This is a genomic window from Cohaesibacter sp. CAU 1516 (assembly GCF_005771485.1).
Lineage (GTDB): Bacteria > Pseudomonadota > Alphaproteobacteria > Rhizobiales > Cohaesibacteraceae > Cohaesibacter > Cohaesibacter intestini.
The window spans coordinates 72,912-92,669 of sequence record NZ_VANT01000007.1; the positions used below are offsets into that span (position 1 = coordinate 72,912).

At 55.2% G+C, this 19,758-nt stretch carries 17 protein-coding genes; 14 read left to right on the forward strand and 3 right to left on the reverse strand.

Features of this window, described 5'->3' with window-relative positions; translation table 11 throughout:
- Nucleotides 1–21: 21 nt before the first annotated feature.
- Nucleotides 22–1,224, reverse strand: coding sequence for an alpha/beta hydrolase (locus FDK21_RS16490; RefSeq protein ID WP_138149941.1), 1,203 nt, complete (start codon nucleotides 1,222–1,224; stop codon nucleotides 22–24).
- A 407-nt stretch (nucleotides 1,225–1,631) separates the two neighbouring features.
- Here FDK21_RS16490 and pip point away from each other — a divergent pair, with 407 nt between their 5' ends.
- The 14 genes from pip to FDK21_RS16560 all read left to right on the forward strand — a co-directional run bounded on the left by pip (nucleotide 1,632) and on the right by FDK21_RS16560 (nucleotide 15,528).
- Complete coding sequence (pip, locus tag FDK21_RS16495; RefSeq protein WP_138149943.1) at nucleotides 1,632–2,585, forward strand: prolyl aminopeptidase; 954 nt, start codon at nucleotides 1,632–1,634, stop codon at nucleotides 2,583–2,585.
- A 46-nt stretch (nucleotides 2,586–2,631) separates the two neighbouring features.
- Nucleotides 2,632–3,729, forward strand: coding sequence for an AbrB family transcriptional regulator (locus tag FDK21_RS16500; protein WP_138149944.1), 1,098 nt, complete (start codon nucleotides 2,632–2,634; stop codon nucleotides 3,727–3,729).
- Between the two features lie 601 nt (nucleotides 3,730–4,330).
- Complete coding sequence (gene ccoN / locus FDK21_RS16505) at nucleotides 4,331–5,962, forward strand: cytochrome-c oxidase, cbb3-type subunit I (RefSeq protein WP_114011371.1); 1,632 nt, start codon at nucleotides 4,331–4,333, stop codon at nucleotides 5,960–5,962.
- Between the two features lie 12 nt (nucleotides 5,963–5,974).
- The gene (gene ccoO, locus FDK21_RS16510; protein WP_114011370.1) at nucleotides 5,975–6,709 is read left to right on the forward strand and encodes a cytochrome-c oxidase, cbb3-type subunit II; all 735 of its coding nucleotides are present in this window, start codon (nucleotides 5,975–5,977) and stop codon (nucleotides 6,707–6,709) included.
- A gap of 11 nt (nucleotides 6,710–6,720) precedes the next feature.
- Entirely contained in the window at nucleotides 6,721–6,873 is a 153-nt protein-coding gene (locus tag FDK21_RS16515) for a cbb3-type cytochrome c oxidase subunit 3 (protein WP_114011369.1), read from the forward strand.
- Nucleotides 6,874–6,875: 2 nt separating this feature from the next.
- Entirely contained in the window at nucleotides 6,876–7,748 is an 873-nt protein-coding gene (gene ccoP / locus FDK21_RS16520; protein WP_114011368.1) for a cytochrome-c oxidase, cbb3-type subunit III, read from the forward strand.
- 533 nt (nucleotides 7,749–8,281) lie between these two features.
- Nucleotides 8,282–9,733 (forward strand): cytochrome c oxidase accessory protein CcoG, encoded by a 1,452-nt coding sequence (ccoG, locus tag FDK21_RS16525; RefSeq protein WP_114011367.1) that lies wholly within the window; start codon nucleotides 8,282–8,284, stop codon nucleotides 9,731–9,733.
- Between the two features lie 124 nt (nucleotides 9,734–9,857).
- Nucleotides 9,858–10,361: a FixH family protein gene (locus tag FDK21_RS16530; RefSeq protein WP_138149946.1), complete on the forward strand. Its 504-nt coding sequence runs from the start codon at nucleotides 9,858–9,860 to the stop codon at nucleotides 10,359–10,361.
- 27 nt (nucleotides 10,362–10,388) lie between these two features.
- Nucleotides 10,389–12,656: a heavy metal translocating P-type ATPase gene (locus FDK21_RS16535; RefSeq protein ID WP_138149948.1), complete on the forward strand. Its 2,268-nt coding sequence runs from the start codon at nucleotides 10,389–10,391 to the stop codon at nucleotides 12,654–12,656.
- A 107-nt stretch (nucleotides 12,657–12,763) separates the two neighbouring features.
- The gene (ccoS, locus tag FDK21_RS16540; protein WP_114011364.1) at nucleotides 12,764–12,964 is read left to right on the forward strand and encodes a cbb3-type cytochrome oxidase assembly protein CcoS; all 201 of its coding nucleotides are present in this window, start codon (nucleotides 12,764–12,766) and stop codon (nucleotides 12,962–12,964) included.
- Nucleotides 12,965–12,989: 25 nt separating this feature from the next.
- Nucleotides 12,990–13,397 (forward strand): hypothetical protein, encoded by a 408-nt coding sequence (locus FDK21_RS16545; RefSeq protein ID WP_138149950.1) that lies wholly within the window; start codon nucleotides 12,990–12,992, stop codon nucleotides 13,395–13,397.
- A 6-nt stretch (nucleotides 13,398–13,403) separates the two neighbouring features.
- Nucleotides 13,404–14,075 carry a DedA family protein gene (locus FDK21_RS16550; protein ID WP_138149952.1) on the forward strand — a complete coding sequence of 224 codons (672 nt, stop codon included), beginning with the start codon at nucleotides 13,404–13,406 and terminating at the stop codon, nucleotides 14,073–14,075.
- The gene (locus FDK21_RS16555) at nucleotides 14,059–14,694 is read left to right on the forward strand and encodes a LysE family translocator (protein WP_114011361.1); all 636 of its coding nucleotides are present in this window, start codon (nucleotides 14,059–14,061) and stop codon (nucleotides 14,692–14,694) included. Before FDK21_RS16550 ends, FDK21_RS16555 begins: the two co-directional genes overlap by 17 nt.
- Nucleotides 14,695–14,733: 39 nt before the next feature.
- Nucleotides 14,734–15,528: a class I SAM-dependent methyltransferase gene (locus tag FDK21_RS16560; RefSeq protein ID WP_138149954.1), complete on the forward strand. Its 795-nt coding sequence runs from the start codon at nucleotides 14,734–14,736 to the stop codon at nucleotides 15,526–15,528.
- A gap of 108 nt (nucleotides 15,529–15,636) precedes the next feature.
- On the opposite strand, the gene FDK21_RS16565 is transcribed toward FDK21_RS16560, so the two are convergent.
- Nucleotides 15,637–17,772, reverse strand: a complete 2,136-nt coding sequence (locus FDK21_RS16565) for a methyl-accepting chemotaxis protein (RefSeq protein WP_171022130.1) — start codon at nucleotides 17,770–17,772, stop codon at nucleotides 15,637–15,639.
- Between the two features lie 414 nt (nucleotides 17,773–18,186).
- On the reverse strand, nucleotides 18,187–19,464 hold the full coding sequence (gene hemA, locus FDK21_RS16570; RefSeq protein WP_138149958.1) for a 5-aminolevulinate synthase: 1,278 nt from the start codon (nucleotides 19,462–19,464) through the stop codon (nucleotides 18,187–18,189).
- Nucleotides 19,465–19,758 lie beyond the last annotated feature (294 nt).

The window sequence follows — 19,758 nt, forward strand, 5'->3', positions numbered from 1 at the left end:
AATGAATCGGCCAGATTGGCGTCAGTCGCGATCGAAAATGGCACTGGTGGTCCGCACCACCAGCGAAATAGGCAGCGTTGCCGTGCTGACAACCTTTTGGGAGACGCTGCTTTGCTCCCCCTGGTTGGTCAGCATGCCCCGTTGACCGGACTTCGTAAGGCCCTTGATCAGGGTAACGAGGCTGGGCGAGGTGACCGCCGTCATATGGTTGAACTCGTCCCCACCCTCGAAGTCTGTAACATCGATTACTTGGATGCCACCGCGCTTGATCTTCGACACGTCGATGGTGTTGCCCAGTCGGCCATGGTCTCCGGTCAGGAAACTCGACAGGGCCAACGCGTCATCCTTTTGCGACACGAAGATCACGAACTCCGGTGGCAAGGTCTTGATAGCAGCCAACTGGCTGTTGAAGACATCCATGTCGAGATCCGGCGAGATCAGGATGACGGCCCCGATTTTCTTTGGCAAGTGACCATGGTTCGACAAGGCCAGCTGTCTCAGGCTCTCCATCAGCAGTTCGGTGCCAAGAGAATGGGCCACAAGGGTGAGCTGGTCGCTGTCAGAGCGGTTGAGCAAGCCGATCAGGTCCGCCAGATGATCCCGCGAGGCTTTCACGCTGTCCCGATCATACATATACAATTCCGGCTTCCCGGCAGATGGCCAGCTATAGAGGGTCAGCGGGAAGGGCAGTTCGAAATCATGCTTCATCTGTGCCGCACGATAAAGCGCTTCGGAGAAATCGGTGTTGTAGCCATGGACGAACAGCATCGCTTCACGCTTTCCGTCTAACCCTCGCACGCCCGGCGCATTGAGACGGGCATTGAGGGCCTGACGGAAGGCCTCTTCACTCTGATAGAGCTGGCTTGCGGCAACGGCAAAATGGCGTTTTGGATCCGGGTCCCGTTGGGGCCATTCGATTTGACCGACTTTGTGTATGGGAGGCACGGAAACCGCATAGGAGGCGTAGCTGATCACCCTGTTGCGGCGTCCGTTGAAGTCCGACTTGTCAGATGGCAGGCGAGACGTGGCGACCATGACCTGCGTCAGATCAGCGGGTTTGGAGGAGGCCGAGATGAACTTGACGCCCGTTGGCGCTGAACAGCCGGTGAGCAACAGCCCCATAGCCAAAAGCAGGCCCAGCCCGAAGCGACGCGGGGTGTCGACCTTGCCATTCGATTGATTGTGCAGGGGCGCTTCAAGCAAAGCTGCCAGTTGGTTGATCATCTCTCACCAATTCATCACATTCCAGCCTGTATCGACAGACCTTTGAGCTGTCATCTTTACCAGCTTTTCATAACAAGCAAAATGGCCTTGAGTGATTTGCGCTGACCATGTTGCGCAATGGCAACGACGGTTGATGATATCGCACCCATTCTTTGCCGGGATGTCAATTTTGTCAGATCAAGATAAGCATCATTTGCGGCTGATAAAGGGTCGTGATATGGAAAGAGACACCCTGCCTCGAATTGCATCCAATCCAGTCGCTTCACACCATTCATAGCCAGTCTCGATCATCTTGGACAGGCTTGGACTTGCACCAACTACGCCTGTTTTTTCGCTATTTCTCGACGCGTGTTTCTCCGACCCTTGTTCGGTTCGATATGTTCCGCACCAAAAAAGGAAGCTTGCCAATGCCTGCACAAAGCCCACTTTATCCACCCATCAAGCCCTATGATCACGGCATGTTGGATGTTGGCGATGGCCACGCGGTCTATTGGGAACGGGCAGGCACCAAAGGTGCCAAACCGGTTGTTTTCCTGCATGGTGGGCCGGGGGGCGGCTGTGCCGATGTTCATCGGCAGCTCTTTCATCCCGATCATTATGACATCCTGTTGTTCGATCAACGCGGCTGTGGTCGCTCATTGCCCCATGCCGACCTGACTGCCAACACCACATGGCATCTGGTCGAGGATATCGAACGGCTGCGCACTCTGATGGGCGTGGAAAAATGGATGGTGTTTGGCGGGTCGTGGGGATCGACCTTGGCGCTCGCCTATGCCGAGACCCATCCCGAGCATGTGTCCGAGCTGGTTCTGCGTGGCATCTTCACCCTGACTGAGGCCGAGCTTGACTGGTATTACAAATTCGGCGTCAATCAGATGTTTCCGGACAAATGGGAAGCCTTTGTCGCGCCAATCCCCCCCGAAGAACGCGGTGATCTGATTGCTGCTTTCAGAAAGCGCCTGACATCGGATGATGAGACGGTCCAGTTGGAAGCCTCCAAGGCGTGGAGCATTTGGGAAGGGGAAACCATCACCCTTCTGCCAGACCAAGCCAATAGCACCAGCTTTGCTGCCGACCATTTCGCGATTGCCTTTGCGCGGATCGAAAACCACTTCTTCTCCAACAAAGGATGGCTTGAAGAGGGGCAGTTGCTGCGGGATGCGCCCAAGTTGGTCGGCATTCCCGGTGCAATCGTCCATGGCCGCTATGACATGCCATGCTCGATGCACAATGCCTATGCCCTACACAAGGCGTGGCCCGATGCCGCATTCCATCTGATCGAGGGGGCAGGGCATGCCTTCAATGAACCGGGTATACTGGAAGCCCTGATCGCCACCACTGACGCCTTTGCCGGTGTGTGATCCAGCCACAAGCGGATCTCACCAAAAGCCAATAAAAGGACATTGAATGCGCCCATCGCTGCACACCATCAAACAGGTCAACTGGCTGAATTTGATCGAGCTTTATGGCATCGCCTTCATCGGTGGCTGGCTGGCGCATTTGATCGATTTTCCAGCCTCCTGGCTCACCGGTTCGCTGGTGGCTGTCGCTGCCGCCATGTTTGCGGGGCGCACGTTGACCATGCCGAATTGGGTGCGGGATGCTGCGTTTGTCCTGATTGGGTTGGTGCTTGGCACAGGTTTCTCACCTGAAACCCTTGAAGCCATCGCCACCTGGCCTTTGAGCATCGCCATTTTGGTGGTCAATGTCTTTGCCATGACCTGGGGAGCCTATGCGGTCCTGCGTCATATCGGCAAATGGGATCATGCCTCCGCTCTGTTTGCCTCCTTGCCGGGGGCGCTTGGCTATGTGATGGCCATTGCAGAAGCCGCCAAGGCGGATATGCCTCGGGTGTCGATCGCTCAGTCGATCCGCCTGTTTGTTCTGCTCGCTGTGCTGCCGATCGCGCTGTCACCTTTTTCCAAAGGCGAAACCGCCGTAGGGATGAGTGCCGCAACGGGGGCGGGTGCTGCCCAGCCAGATCCGGTGGGACTTGAAACCTTGGGGCTTATGCTGCTGGCGGTCTTGCTTCTGGCCCCGATCGTCCAGCGTCTGAAGGTGCCCGCAGGGTTGCTGCTTGTCGGCATGTTTACCTCTGGCAGTCTGTATCTCACCGGCACCCTGACAAAACCGCTGCCGGACTGGTTCACCATCATCGGCTTCATCAGCATCGGCGCCCTCATCGGTGCTCGTTTTGGCAGTATCACGCTCCGAACTCTTCTGGATCTGACCCGCATCTCGCTGTTGTCGCTTGCGGCGTCTGTTCTGATGGCCGTCAGCACCGCATCGCTATGCGCCTGGTTGCTGGACTTTCCCTTCGCCCAGGTCTTTCTGGCCTTCTCTCCGGGTGGTTTCGAGGCAATGGTGTTGTTGGCCTTCCTGTTTGATATGAATCCTGCCTATGTTGCCGGACATCATCTGGTGCGCTATCTCGGCCTTGTTTTCTTCGCCCCGATTGTCACCGATCGCCTGACCCGATCGCAAAGGCGCAAGGAGCACGCTTGAGCGATCTGCGCAGGCGGCTGGCAGGGCTGGCTGGCTGAACTGGCGACTGGATTGCACAGGCGAACACCCCTCATGCAGAGCTGATTCCCTGTTCCACAGCCCGCCGATGCGCGAAGGGGCCTGCCGAAGTGAATGGAGACTTCGCTGTAATGGGAAAATATAAGGGAATCTACTTGTAGTGGCAACTAACCTGTCATATCGGAAAATTGCCCAATACATCTCGATGAGCGTGTATAAAGTGCATTCTCCCTGCATATTTTTTCTACCACTTACGGATGAGAGAACTTATCCAGAACCTTAGCTGCATCATTATTAACATGCTGTAATATAAGGATTTAAAAACTGAATACAAAATTCATGATTTTTAGGGGCTGTGACCACGAGTCGCAGGTGTGAAACTGGCTCCCCCATTTCGTTGATATGAGTCAAAGCGTATGAGTGAGGTGAACCATAGGGTTTTGCTACCCTTTGGGGGGAAGTGCGTTCCGAGATCAACTAGCGATCGAAATCAAGCATTCGTAAGCAACAAATGGTGATCGAATTTATATGCTGAACCGTGGCTGCCCTTCGGTAGACAAAAAGGTTCAGATGGGACTTAAAGATGGCTCACACGACTAAAAGACTCTCTGTTGAAGAAGGCCTTTTCGCAGTATTCCTGACTGTGCTGGCCTTCGCGTGTCTGACCATCGCTGCAAAAGCGGTTGATGGCGTCATGGCATTTCACGCGACCGTCGGGCTGATATTCTCAGCCCTCGGCGTATTTCTTATTTTCAATGCCTATTTCAAGCGTCCAGCGGACGTCGATGAATCAGGCTACAACCTCGGCCCGATCAAGTTTGCAACGGTTGCATCCATGTTCTGGGGTATTGCCGGTTTCCTGGTTGGTGACATCATCGCCTGGCAGCTGACATTCCCGGTCCTGAACTTCGATCTGGAATGGATTAACTTCGGTCGCCTGCGTCCGCTGCACACCTCTGCAGTGATTTTTGCGTTTGGCGGTAACGTGTTGCTGGCATCCTCATTCTATGTGGTACAGCGCACCTCGCATGCGCGCCTTCCGGGTCGCGTGGCGCCTTGGTTCGTCATTCTGGGCTACAATGCATTCATCGTGATCGCCGGCACTGGCTATCTGTTGGGTGCAACACAGGGCAAAGAATATGCAGAGCCGGAATGGTATGCCGATCTGTGGCTGACCATTGTTTGGGTTGCCTATCTGCTGGTCTTTCTGGCCACCCTGTGGAAGCGCCGCGAACCACATATCTATGTGGCAAACTGGTTCTACCTCGCCTTCATCGTCACCATTGCGATGCTGCATCTGGGCAACAACCTGTCGATTCCGGTTTCCATTTTCGGTATCAAGTCCTATCAGGTTTTCTCTGGTGTGCAGGATGCGTTGGTTCAGTGGTGGTATGGCCATAACGCAGTGGGTTTCTTCCTCACCGCTGGCTTCCTTGCCATCATGTACTACTTCATCCCAAAACGCGCCGAGCGTCCGGTTTACTCCTACCGGCTGTCGATCGTGCACTTCTGGGCCCTGATCTTCATCTATATCTGGGCTGGACCGCACCATCTGCATTACACCGCTCTGCCGGATTGGGCGCAGACCCTCGGCATGACCTTCTCGGTCATTCTGTGGATGCCGTCCTGGGGTGGTATGATCAACGGCCTGATGACCCTGTCTGGCGCTTGGGACAAACTCCGCACTGACCCTGTCCTGCGCATGATGGTGGTTTCCGTCGCTTTCTACGGCATGTCGACCTTCGAAGGTCCTCTGATGTCGGTCAAAGCGGTGAACTCCCTGTCACACTATACCGACTGGACCATCGGTCACGTTCACTCTGGTGCTCTTGGCTGGGTTGGCTACATCTCCTTCGGCGCGATCTACTGCCTCATTCCATGGCTGTGGAACAAGAAGGGCCTGTATTCCAACAAGTTGGTTGAATGGCATTTCTGGGTATCGACCTTGGGTATCGTTCTCTACATCACCTCGATGTGGGTTTCCGGTATCATGCAGGGCCTGATGTGGCGCGCTTACGACAAGCTCGGCTTCCTGGAATATTCCTTCATCGAGACTGTTGCAGCAATGCATCCGTTCTACATGATCCGTGCGATTGGCGGCTTGCTGTTCGTCCTCGGCGCCCTGATCATGGCCTATAACCTCTGGATGACCGTGAAGGTTGGTGAGAAGGCGGAAGTTGACGCCGCAGATCCAGCTTTGGTCCCTGCAGAATAAGGAACGGTATCCATGTCATTGATGAACAAACACGGCATTCTCGAACGCCATTCCATGCTCCTGCTCGTTGGCATCCTGATTGTGGTTGCCATCGGCGGTCTCGTCGAGATCGTTCCGCTTTTCTATCTGAAAAGCACCATCGAGAAGGTACAGGGCGTACGTCCCTACACCCCTCTCGAACTCGCCGGTCGTAACATCTATATCCGCGAAGGCTGCTATCTGTGTCACTCACAGATGATCCGCCCGATGCGCGACGAAATCGAACGTTACGGTCACTATTCTCTCGCTGCCGAGTCCATGTACGACCACCCCTTCCAATGGGGGTCCAAGCGTACTGGTCCGGACCTTGCTCGTGTAGGCGGCAAATATTCCGACCTCTGGCACGTTAATCACATGATCGATCCTCGGTCGGTGGTGCCTGAATCGGTCATGCCGGGCTATCCGTTCCTCGCCAAAAAGGAACTGACGATCAACGATATCTCCGCTGATCTGAAGGTCAACAAGATGGTCGGGGTGCCTTACACGGACGAGCAAATTGCCAATGCCAAAGCCGATATGCTGGCCCAGGCAAATCCCGATGATGACAATATCGATGGCTTCGAAGAACGCTATCCTGATATCACCTATCGTGATTTTGACGGCAATCCGGACAAGGTGACGGAAATGGATGCATTGGTTGCCTACCTGCAAATGCTGGGCACCATGGTCGATTTCTCGATCTATGACAAGAAGGCAGACCTTCGCTAAGGAGCGGGTTCATGTCAACCTATGAAACTTTAGCCAACTTCGCGCAGACCTGGGGCTTGCTCTATTTTGTGCTGATCTTTGCGGGCGTGCTGATCTACACCTTCTGGCCGTCCAACAAGGATAAGTTCGACGAAGCCGCCAATATGCCGCTGCGGGAGGACTGAGAATGAGTGATCACAACAAAGAAATCGACCACCTGTCCGGGGTAGAAACCACCGGTCACGAATGGGACGGTCTGAAAGAACTCAACAATCCGCTGCCCCGTTGGTGGCTGTGGACCTGGTATGTCACCATCATCTGGGGCATTGGGTACTGGATCGTCTATCCGGCATGGCCATTGCTGGAAACCCACACCAAGGGCGTGTTTGGTTATTCCAGCCGCGCCGAAGGTCAGGCCTCCTACGATGCGCTTGTTGCCAAGCGTCTCGAGCAGGGCGCTGGCCTGAAGGAAGCCTCTGTCGAGGATATCCTTGCCGACGACAAACTGCGCCAGTTCGCAGTGGCTCAGGGGTCTGCAGCATTTGGTGACAATTGTGCAGCCTGTCATGGCACGGGTGCCGCTGGCAACACCGGCTTCCCGAACCTGTTGGACGACGACTGGCTCTGGGGTGGCACGGTAGATGCCATCCACGAAACCCTGCGCGTCGGCATCCGGTCTGGCCATGAAGACGAGCGCATGGGCGACATGACGGCCTTTGGTCGCGATGAGATTCTTGAAAAAGAACAGATCGAAACCGTTGCCAGCTATGTCCAGTCCCTGTCTGGCGATGCGCCTGAAGGGGCAGATCTGGAAGCAGGCAAAGTGCTGTTCGAAGAAAATTGTTCATCCTGCCACGGCGAAGATGCCAAGGGTGACAAGGACTTCGGTGCTCCAAACCTGACCGACGCCATCTGGCTCTATGGTGGTGATCGTGCAACGATCATCGAAACCATAAACAATGGCCGTAAGGGCGTCATGCCAAGCTGGGAAGCGCGTCTGGATCCTGTGACCATCAAGTCTCTGGCCGTCTATGTCCACACCCGTGGTGGTGGCCAGTAAGCGATAAGATCCGGGGCGCGGATGCCGCGCCCCATTCAAAAAGAGGACCAGCGCATCATGTGCTGGTCCTTCATCATTCAGCTTCGGCTGCGGGTGAATAAGAGGCATGTCCGGTTTACCATTTTGTATGATCGACCGGAGCTTCTGCGATTGCCCACAATGTCTGTGGCTGATGCCAAATGGCTGCGTTCAAAGGCAGCCTATTTGCTATCAGCGACAATTTGCCTCGGTATTTTTCCAGATGATTTGCAGTAAGTCATATACCACTGGAATGTGGAAGCGCTAGAACAGAAATACAATACTGGTAGATTATATGCCATTTAATGCTGGAGGTTCGTGTGCTTGGCAGGCAATTCGGGACACTGGATTGAAATCAAACACCTTCTTTCAGTATGGAGCACATGATCATGAACTGAAAATTGCGACATTTGCTCTATGATCCGGACCAGACAACGGACGCCTCGACCAAGGCGCCCAGACCACAGTTACCAAGACCAAGACATGCGCAGGACACTGCTGCAAGGAGAGTAACAATGACGGTTGAAGCTCCAGAGACCAACACAGGCGATGGGTCGCTTTATGCCACGGCTAAGAAGATCTATCCGCAAAGCGTGAAGGGCCGTTATCGCAACTTCAAATGGGCCTTCATGGCCGTTTCGCTCGGGATCTATTACTTCTTGCCCTTCGTGCGGTGGGACCGTGGCCCGGGTGCTCCGGATCAGGCCGTCCTGATCGATTTTCCCGCGCGTCGCTTCTATTTCTTCTTCATCGAAATCTGGCCGCAGGAGGTTTACTATCTGACCGGTCTGTTGATCCTCGCCGCCCTGATCCTGTTCCTGATGAATGCTCTGGCTGGCCGTGTCTGGTGCGGTTACATGTGTTTCCAGACGGTCTGGACTGATCTCTTCATGCTAGTCGAACGCTGGGTTGAAGGGGATCGCCGCGAACGCATGCAGGCCGACAGGCAGTCGATGACCTCCAAGCGTGTTGGCAAAATGCTGTTCAAGCATTTTCTCTGGCTGATGATCGCCTGGTGGACGGGTGGTGCATGGGTGCTTTACTTTGCCGATGCTCCGACCCTCGTGACCGAGCTGGCATTCGGTCAGGCGCCAATGGTGGCCTATGTCTGGATCGGCATTCTCACCGCGACCACCTACATCATGGCCGGTCACATGCGCGAGCAGGTTTGCGTCTATATGTGCCCATGGCCCCGTATTCAGGCGGCCCTGACCGATGAATGGGCGCTCAATGTGACCTATCGCACTGATCGCGGGGAGCCACGTGGATCGCTGAAGAAAATGAAGGCCCGCGCAGCCGAAGGCCTTGATGCTGGCGATTGTGTTGATTGCGGCCAGTGTGTCGCGGTTTGCCCGACGGGCATTGATATCCGTGACGGGGCCCAGCTTGAATGCATCCAGTGTGGCCTCTGCATTGATGCCTGTGACAACATCATGGACAAGATCGGCAAACCACGCGGCCTGATTGACTATGACACGGACGTCAACATTCAGCGTCATCTGGAAGGCAAGGAAAGCATCTATCGCTTTGTCCGGCCCCGCACCATCATTTATGTCGGCATGATCACCTTGGTCTGTGGCCTGATGGTCTTCTCGCTGATCAATCGTCGTTTGGTGGACATGAATGTGCTGCATGATCGCAACCCGCTCTTTGTGTCCCTGTCTGATGGTTCCATCCGCAATGGTTACACGATCCGTCTGATCAACAAGGCTTCAACCGCCCGCGACTTCGAGCTTTCGTTGGTCGATGTACCTCAAGGCTTCACCATGAAGGCTGTGGGCATTGAAAGCCGCGATGAAACGTCGATGATCGTGCCGATCGATCAGGACATCACGAAGGAATTGCGCATTCAGGTCTTTGCGCCGCCAAAGACCCAGCTCGACAAGTCCCAGCCGGTGAGCTTCAGCGTCAGGGACGCGGAAACCGGTGAAGCACAGATCGTGCAGGACTATTTCAAGGCGCCCTGAAGCGACCTTACCAAAAAGATAGAATTAGAGGCTTCCGGTTCCCGCCGAAAGCCTCTATCACTTTGTTAAACCGGAGACTTTGTCGCAGCGATCAAAGGCAGGGCCCGGCGCGAGGGAGCGACCAATGGCAGAGCAGACAAAACAGGGCGGAGAAAAGAAACTCACGGGCAGGCATGTCTTTATCTGGATTTGCGGCTTTTTCGGCGTGATGTTCATCGCCAATGGTTTCTTTGTTTATTACGCCCGCACAAGTTGGCCCGGCGTGGTTGAGAAAAGCCCTTACACGGCCAGTCAGAATTTCAACAAGACCCTGTCGGAAGCCGCCGCGCAGGACGCCCTTGGCTGGGTCATGAGCCTTGAATTCAAACGTCGTCAGAGTGAAGTCTATTTGGTGGTAAGCGCCAGAGACAAGCTTGGCAATGCGATTGACGATCTGACCATCGAGGCCAATGTCGGCCGCCCGGCAACCGAGAATTTTGATCATAACCTGACCCTGGAGCCTACATCGGATGGTGTCTATCAGGCCAAGATCGGTGCACTCGATCCGGGCCGCTGGCGGGTCAAGTTCGAGGCCCTGCAGAAGGGGGAAGTCAAGTTCCAGTCCCTCGACACGATCTCGTTGAAATAAGGCCATTTCCTCCAGACGGACCCACAAATGAACGATTCAGACACGGTAGAACGCGACTGGACCGCCTTTTCAGAGAGCCTGCCAGATGGCAAGTCGAAACTGGCACTGGCGGTGGAGGGCATCTATTGTCCCGCTTGCATGACGCGGATCGAAAAGGGCCTGATGGATTTAGACGGGGTCTCCAACGCCCGCGTCAATCTCAGTTCCCATCGTCTGGCCGTCACGTGGGATCCCGAAGAGACCAACCCCGACATTCTACTCCAACGTCTGAACAGCCTTGGCTATGGCGCCCATCCGTTTGATCCAGGCCGGGTGAAAAGCGACGAGCAACGCGAAAACCAGCGCCTGCTGCGCGCGCTGGCCGTGGCTGGCTTTGCTTCGATGAATGTCATGCTGCTGTCGGTTTCGGTCTGGTCGGGCAATGTCTCTGACATCACCGATGAAACGCGCGATTTCTTCCATTGGCTCTCCGCCTTCATCACTTTGCCCGCGGCGGCCTATGCGGGCCAGCCCTTCTTCCGCTCTGCATGGCGGGTGTTGCGCAAGGGCCATGTGAATATGGATGTGCCGATTTCCATCGGTGTCATTCTGGCCCTCTTTCTCTCTGTCCTGCAAACCATCCAGAGTGAGAAGCACGCCTATTTCGAGAGCGCCCTGATGCTGCTCTTTTTCCTTTTGGTTGGGCGCTGGCTCGACCACATGATGCGGCTGAAAACCCGCTCTTTTGCCGAAAATTTGACCGCGCTCAAGGCGGAAACAGCGATGAAGCTGTTTGCGGACGGGGCCTTGCGCGAAGTGCCCCTGTCCAAGATTGAAAGCGGCGATAAAGTGCTGGTGCGCCCCGGCGAACGGGTCTCGGTTGATGGCACTGTCTTGTCCGGCAGCTCGCAAATCGACCAGAGCCTTGTTACCGGCGAGACCAAACTGGTCGACGTGGCCGAAGGGGATGCGGTCTATGCAGGCACGCTGAATGGCGAACATGCTCTGACCATTTCGGTCACGGCTGCCGCCAAGGGCACCTTGCTCGATGAGGTCAACCGGCTGATCGATGATGCCATGGAAGCCCGATCCGGCTATCGCCAGTTGGCTGACCGCGCCGCCGAGCTTTATGCCCCGATTGTCCATACGGCCTCGGCGCTGACCTTTGTTGCTTGGTGGCTCTATGGCATTGGCTGGCAGCCCTCACTGGTCATCGCCATTTCAGTGCTGATCATCACGTGCCCCTGTGCGCTTGGATTGGCCATTCCTGCCGTTCAAGTGGTGGCGTCCGGCTCCCTGTTTCGCAATCAGGTTTTGCTCAACCGCTCTGACGCGCTGGAACGGATTTCCGATATCGACATGGTGGTGTTCGACAAGACAGGCACCTTGACCCGCCCGATTGCAGGCATCGTCAATGGTGAGGACTACGATCCCGAAAGCCTCAACCTTGCCATCGCGTTAGCCAAGGCGTCGAGCCATCCGCTGTCCGCCGCCCTTGCAGGCATGGATCGGCGCATCAGCCCGATGTCCGGTGTCACGGAAGAGAAGGGCAAGGGGCTGAGCGCCGAATGGAAGGGGGAGACATTAAGGCTCGGCTCTCCTCTTTTCTGTGGTGCTGAGAAGGAAGCCGAGACTGTTCGCGTCGCCCATCCGATGGCTTCGCTATTGGCCTTTGCCCGCGAGGGGCAAGCCCCGATGGTCTTTGCGTTGGAGCAGCAATTGCGCACGGACGCCAAAGAGGTGATAGCCCAGCTGAAAGCCAGCGGCAAAAGCCTGTTGATCCTGTCCGGCGACCAGCCCCGTGCGGTGGAAACGATCGCCACGGAACTCGGCATCGAACATTTTGAGGCGGGCATTTCACCCACTGACAAGATCGCCCGCATCGAAGCGGAAAAAGCCAAAGGCCATAAGGTCATGATGGTCGGTGACGGGTTGAATGATGCCCCCGCTTTGGCCGCCGCCAACGTGTCCCTGTCGCCGGTCACCGCAGCGCATGTCAGTCAGGCAGCCTCGGATGCCCTGTTCTTGGGGGAAAAGCTGGCCCCGGTCCTCCATGCCCTTGATATCGGCAAGAAGGCGCGTCGGATCATGGAACAGAATTTGTGGCTTGCGACCCTTTACAACATTGTCGCGGTGCCGATTGCCATTGCCGGATATGTCACCCCGCTGATCGCAGCCCTTGCCATGTCCGGTTCATCGCTGGTGGTTACCCTCAATGCCTTGCGGGCGCGGGCCAAAAGTGATCCTTGGTTCACCGACAATGTCGCCTTTGACGAAGCGCTGAATGATCAGGCACCGGGTGCAGATCGCCCCTAAGTCAGTCAGACTGTGTGAAAAGTCATTGGCTTCATTCGGACGCCATGATTTAACTGTACGAAATACCATCGCCGATCTGATGTGAAGACAAGAGGTAGGATCCGGACATGAATGCTCTGTTGTTTCTCATTCCCGTTGCGCTCATTCTGGGCGGCTTGGGCCTTGTCGGTTTCCTTTGGTCTTTAAAGTCCGACCAATATGAGGACATTCAGGGGGCAGCCTATCGCATCCTTGATGATGACGATCTTTCACCGGAAGAACAGGCCAAGATCAACGCCAAGTCAGAACCAACTGACAAAAAGGGCTGAGGGGTAACGAAGGATCCCATAAGGCATGCTGAACGCTCTGCGCTATTTCTGGAAAGAGCAACCACTGGCCCTGTCAGCCTTCTTGCTGGCCATGGCCTTTCTGGTCTTCTTTGGCGCGCGTTTCGTGCTTCATTTCATCTATTTTCATGATCCCGTTCATCGCAATCAGGCCTTGGAGCCTTGGATGTCGCCGAAATATGTCGGCATGAGCTATCAGCTGCCGCCTGAAATTATCCGCGAGGTGATGCAGCTGGATCGCTTTGAAGGCAAGCGTGTCACCATCAAAAAGGTGGCCGAAGGACTCGACATCAGCCTTGAGGAGCTGGAGCGGCGTGTCCGCAATGCCCAGAGCAAGGTCAAGATCCTCCGGGATCAAAGAGGCCGCAAGATTTTCGCCCCCACCCAACCGCATTCTCGCGATGGCGGGAGGTGAGAATCCATGACAGACACCATATTGGCGCTGATTCCGAGCTATGGCCTTTGGGTGATCTTCTTCACGGTTGAGTTGGCCTGTCTCGCCATTCCGTTGCCCGCCTCCATGCTGGTGGTGGCCTCCGGGTCTTTTGCGGCCTCCGGCGACATCGATCTTTACAGCGCCATGGCCGCAGCGCTTGTGGGCTATTTGATCGGCGATCAAACGGCCTTTCGAGCCGCCCGTCTGGCAGGCGTCCCTCTGATCGAACACTTTCGCGCCTCTGCGCGCACGAGAAGACTGATCGCGCGCACTGAAAGCCTTCTTGAAAAGCGCGGTATTCTCGCCATTCTGCTTTCCCGCACCATCCTGTCGCCACTCGGGCCATGGATGAGCTATCTGTGTGGGGCGATTGGCGTAAAATGGCATGCCTTCACCCTTGCCTCGCTTGCCGGTGCAACACTCTGGGTCGCGGCCTATTGCCTGATGGGGTATTATTTCGCGGACCGAATCTATGAATTGGCAACCTTGACCAGCAACGGCATTGGCTTCCTGTTGGCCTTTGCTACGGCCATCATGGCGGCCCTTTGGCTGCGGTCGAGCTGGCGGCGCTACAGCCTTCAGCAGACAGATGACGCCGAAGCGCTGCCTGTCCACTCCTCTCAAGAAAGACCCAAAGACCATGCTGATCCCGTTTGACACCTTGCTTGTTTTCATTTCTGCTGTCATCGCGCTCGGGCTTGCTCCCGGTCCAGACAATATTTTCGTGCTGACCCAATCAGCGCTTTATGGTCGCAAGGCAGGGCTGGTGGTGACCTTGGGGCTGTGCACCGGGCTGCTGGTTCATACCGCGGCGGTGGCTTTCGGGGTGGCGGTGATTTTTCAAACCTCGGCACTGGCTTTCACTGCGCTCAAACTGGTCGGCGCTGCCTATTTGCTCTATCTGGCCTGGGGTGCGTTCCGGGCCGGCAGTAGCGCCATCCCGATGAAGGGTGGCGCGGGCAACGGACCAAGCCTGATGGCGCTCTATCGCCGCGGCATCGTGATGAATATCACCAATCCCAAGGTTGCGATTTTCTTCCTCGCCTTCCTGCCGCAATTTGCCGACCCGGCCAATGGGTCATTGACTGGGCAGTTGCTGCTGCTCGGAATGCTGTTTATCCCCTGCACCTTGCTGGTTTTCGGTGGCATCGCCTTTGGTGCAGGTTTCCTTGGGGGCTGGTTCAGCAATAATCCTAGGGCGCAAGTGATCATGAACCGCATGGCCGGTCTGGTCTTTGTCGCGCTGGCCGTCCGTCTGGCAACTTCCCAACGCTAGGCTAGGGACGGTCTCTGATCCATCTCCAGGAGCCACCCGGTGAAACACATATCCCTTCGCGATGTCGCCACCCATTGGGACCAGAATGCGGACCAGTGGGCGGAAGACGTGCGCAATGGCTACGACACTTATCGTGAACATTTCACATTGCCTGCCTTTCGTGCCTTCCTGCCAAACCTGAATGGGCTTGACGTGATCGACTTTGGCTGCGGGGAAGGGGGCAACAGCCGCCACTTTGCCCGGATGGGAGCACAGGTTACCGGCATTGATCTGTCCGAAGGCATGCTCTCCCATGCCAGACGTCAGGAAGCAGACCAGCCCCTTGGAATCCGCTATCTGCAAGGGTCTTTCTGTGACAAGACAGAGCTGGCTGACGGCTCCTTTGATGCGGTGCTGTCCACCATGGCGTTGATGGACGGGCCGAATTTGGACGGCGCCATGGGGGAAGCCTTCAGATTGCTAAAACCGGGCGGCTTTCTCGCCTTCTCGATCCTCCATCCCTGTTTCATCATTCCCGGTGTCCAGTGGAAACCGGCCAACGATCAACAGGAGGCGGTCGGCTTTGGTCAGGCGCGCTATTTTGCCCGCGAAACCTTTGTCGAAAACTGGAAATTCGGCTGCCGCCCCAATCTTGATGCGGTTGCTTCCTTCGCCGTGCCGCGCTTTCCGCGCACTATGGCGGATTATGTCAACGCGGTCGCGGATGCTGGTTTCCGGCTGACCCGCATGGAAGAACCCCGCCCCAGCGACGAGGCCTGTGCCATAGTCCCCAGACTGGCCCGTTGGCGCGATCTGGTGGCCTTCCTGCTGCTCATTGAAGCCCGAAAGCCCTGAAGTCAAAAGAACAACAGACATGGTCTGGAGCATGGCCAGAACAGCAAAAAGCCCGCCCAAAAAACCCGCCAAGGCGGGCTTTTTATGCATTTGCATCTTTACATTCGATCAGGCCGCGCGCACCTCTTCAAGAAACCGGGCCACCAGTCCATTGAGATTGACTGCCTGACTGGAGACAGCCTGCGAAGCAGAGAGCACCTGATTGGCTGATTGATTGGTCTCGGTTATTGAAGCGGTCACACCGCTCATGTTGAAGGCAACTTCGCTGGTGCCTTGTGCTGCCTGCTGTACATTGACACTGATCTCAGTAGTCGCGGCCCCTTGCTGTTCCACTGCCGTGGCAATCGAACTCGTATAGTCGTTGATCCGGTTCATCGTCTGGGCGATTTGGTCGATGGCATCGGCTGCCTCCTTGGTTGAGCCTTGAACCGAGGAAATCTGGGATGAAATTTCTTCGGTTGCGCGCGAGGTCTGATTGGCAAGTTCCTTCACCTCTGCGGCAACCACCGCGAAGCCCTTGCCCATTTCGCCAGCACGCGCTGCCTCGATGGTTGCGTTGAGGGCGAGCAGATTGGTTTGCTCGGCGATGTCCTGAATGAGCCGGATGACATCACCGATCTTTTGCGAGGAGTCACTCAATGCCGATACTTTGACATTGGTTTCTGTCGCTGACAGCGTCCCCTCGGACACCACTTGTTTGGTTTGCTCCACCTGTCGACCGATCTCCTCGATCGAGGCGGCCAGTTCCTCTGCCGCAGCCGCAACGGTCTGAACATTCACCGAGGCCTGTTCGGAAGCCGCCGCAGCCGAGGTGGCACGTTGAGAGGTATCCGACGCGATGCCGGTCAAAACCTTGGCCGTGCCTTCCATTTCTGTTGTATTGCTGCCGACGGTTTCCAGCGCCTGCTTCACATCACTGTCAAAACTCTTGATCAGATACTCGACGGTCATTTGCCGTTGCTCGCGGGCCTTTTGCTCTGCTGCTGCGGCATCTGCAAGGCGCTGCCGCTCAATGGCATTGTCTCGGAAAACCGCGACGGCCTTGGTCATGTCTCCGATCTCGTCGCCTCGACTGGTGCTGAGCAGGGCCACATCGGTGTTGCCATCGGCAAGATCTGTCATTTCCGCGACCAGAGCGCTGATCGGTCTGGTGATCGAGCGGGAAGCCAGCACTCCGCCAATGCCCGAAATGGCGAGCAGGACGAGACCGATCAACATCATGCGATTGCGCATGGCAACAAGCGGCGCGCCGATTTCAGCGGTTGCCTGAGCCGCGATGATTGCCCATTTGTTGCCGTGATATTCGAGCGGAACCGCATAGGTCGTTAGTTCGGTGTCGCGATAGTCCGAGGTGATGGCCGGTTCCCAACGGCCCGCCAGAGCGGCAGTAATCACCGGGCTGTCGATCTTGGTCTTCAGCATGTCCTCGCCCGGCGTCTTGTCGCTTTCGTTCAGCATGGTGCCATCGCTGCGAACAATCAGATATTCCCCCGTTTTGCCCAGACCGGCACGATTGGTCAGCACCTTGTCGGCAATGTTTGGCAACTGAAAAGCCAGAACTCCGATTGTCTCGCCGGTCTCATCGGCGATCCGGGTGGAGACAAAACTGGCTGGCGCATCGTTGCTGGGGCCATAGGGGCGGAAATCGAAAAAGGCGACCTCTTCGTTGGTCATCTGGGCCGCAGCCCGGAAAGCATTGCCCAGATCGGTATCCCTCCAGCGTCCTTCATTCAGATTGGTAGCGAAGTCCTGCTCCTTGAATACCGAATAGACAAGGTCACCTTCCTTGTTGAACAGGAAGACATCATAATAGCCATGTTCGCGCAGCAACTTGCGGAACCATGGATGAAATTTTGCATGGACCATATCATACTGGCTACCGGTGTCAGCGGCATCCAGATTGTCCTTCTTGCCGACATCATGCGGGTTGCCAGTGATATAGGCCTTTACCAAAGCCGCCTGCGGGTTCGTACCAACAGCCTTCCAGGCCGCTCCAAAGCTCTGAATGGCTTCTCTGGCAAGCGGGCTTGCGGCAACAATCCTCAAGTCTTTGTCGATCAGTTCAAGACTTTTTGCGATTTCGACTTTCCGCGACTTGAGAAGAGCCTGTATCTCTTCCTCATGCATTGTATGGATATTGTCACGCGCAGTGATAAAGCTGGCAAATCCAACTCCCAGAACGCAAAGAAAAGCACTCAAAACAACTAAGACGGGGAGCTTGCGGGAAATACGTAAGGACGACATGGTAAACATCTGGCAGTCCACTTATGTTGATTTATAGCTTCCACTTTAATTTTAAAATTTTAACTCGCTCAATATAAATATTTACTAAATAGAAATTATAATTTTGAAGATATTGTAAAGTAATTTTTTGATCTATTTTGTTTTGGACTGTATTTATATAGGTATGATTAAAATAAATTATTGGAAAAATTGCATTTTTCAAGAAAAAGTGAGAGTAGATGGTGTTTTTCAATAGAGACTTTTAGGTTTGTTGTGTAATAAAGTATTTCAGTAAACGAATGATGTGCAGTATTATTAGGCAATATTAAGTAAGAATTGCACAAAAAAAGAGCACCAAACCCATTGGGTTCGGTGCTCTTTTGTTCTCGTGCGCAGTCGGAGAAGCCAAGTCAAGTCGGCTCGTTCAGATGCAAATCAGCCGCCAGCAGCCTCGAACACTTCCTGTTCGGCTTCCGCGCTTAGGTCATAAAAGGTACCCGGTGTGATATAGGGCAAATCAAGCTTGTCCCAGACATCAAGCAACGCAGCCGACAGACCATTGACCAGACCATCATCATGGAAAGGTGACGGGGTGATGCGCAGGCGCTCGGTGCCGCGCGGAACGGTCGGATAATTAATCGGCTGGATATAAATGCCATGCTGATCGAGCAGCATGTCGGACGCCTTCTTGCAAAGATCCGGGTCGCCGACAAACAAAGGCACAATGTGGGTTTCAGACTGCATCACCGGCAGCCCTGCATCGGACAGTGCCTTTTTGGTTGAAGCGGCCTGCCGCTGCTGACCGTCGCGTTCGACCTGACTGCTTTTCAGGTGGCGAACAGAGGTCCGCGCAGCTGCAGCGATGGCCGGAGGCATTGCCGTGGTGAAAATGAAGCCGGGTGCATAAGAGCGAATGGCGTCGATAACCGCAGCCTTGCCGGTAATATAGCCGCCAAGCGTACCAAAGGCCTTCGCCAAAGTGCCTTCGATGATGTCGATCCGGTCCATCAAGCCTTCGCGTTCGCAGATGCCTGCTCCCCGCTCGCCATACATGCCAACCGCATGGACCTCATCAATATAGGTCATTGCATTGTATTTCTCGGCCAGATCGATAATTTTTTCGATCGGCGCAACATCGCCATCCATCGAATAGACGGACTCGAACACAATCAGCTTGGCGCGTTCCTTGCCAGCGGCAGCCAGCAGCTCTTCCAGATGCTCGACGTCATTGTGACGCCAGAGCTGTTTCTGAACGCCAGAGCTTTTCACCCCAGCGATCATCGAGGCATGGTTGAGCTGATCGGAGAGAATGAGACAGTCCGGCAACAATTTGGCAATGGTGGATATGGAGGCCTCGTTGGACACAAAACCTGATGTGAAGACCAGAGCCGATTCCTTGTTGTGCAGATCCGCCAGCTCCATTTCCAGCTCGACCAGAGGCCGGTTCGTACCGGAAATGTTGCGCGTGCCGCCTGCGCCGGACCCCATCTTTTCAGCGGTCTCGGTCATTGCCGCGATCACGTCGGGATGTTGCCCCATACCCAGATAGTCGTTCGAGCACCAGACCATAATCTCACGTTCAAGACCATTGTCGGCGCGCCAGATCGCACGTGGAAATTTGCCCGCCTGTCGCTCCAGATCTGCAAAGATGCGGTAACGCTTCTCCTCTTTCAAAGAGGAGACGGCATTCTCAAAAAACTCTAGATACTTCATTTGAAGTGATATCCGCTTGTTTCTGGTCCAAATCTGCGAACCGGTCGGTCTCTCAATCCAATACAACCCCGTGCAGCATTGCGACACTGCAAACTTGTCTGTGGTCCTTGGGGAAGTTTGGCCCTCAATCTGTATGGTCACTTTGACCGACACTTTGACCAAGAGCCTTGAGGTTTGTCAATTATCACACCGGTTACAAATTTGTAAGGCAGTCGTAAGGCTACGGTTAGAATTTTGGAAAAGTGTTGCAAAATCAAACCCTACATCCGACCCATATGGCCAGAACCGGCTGGT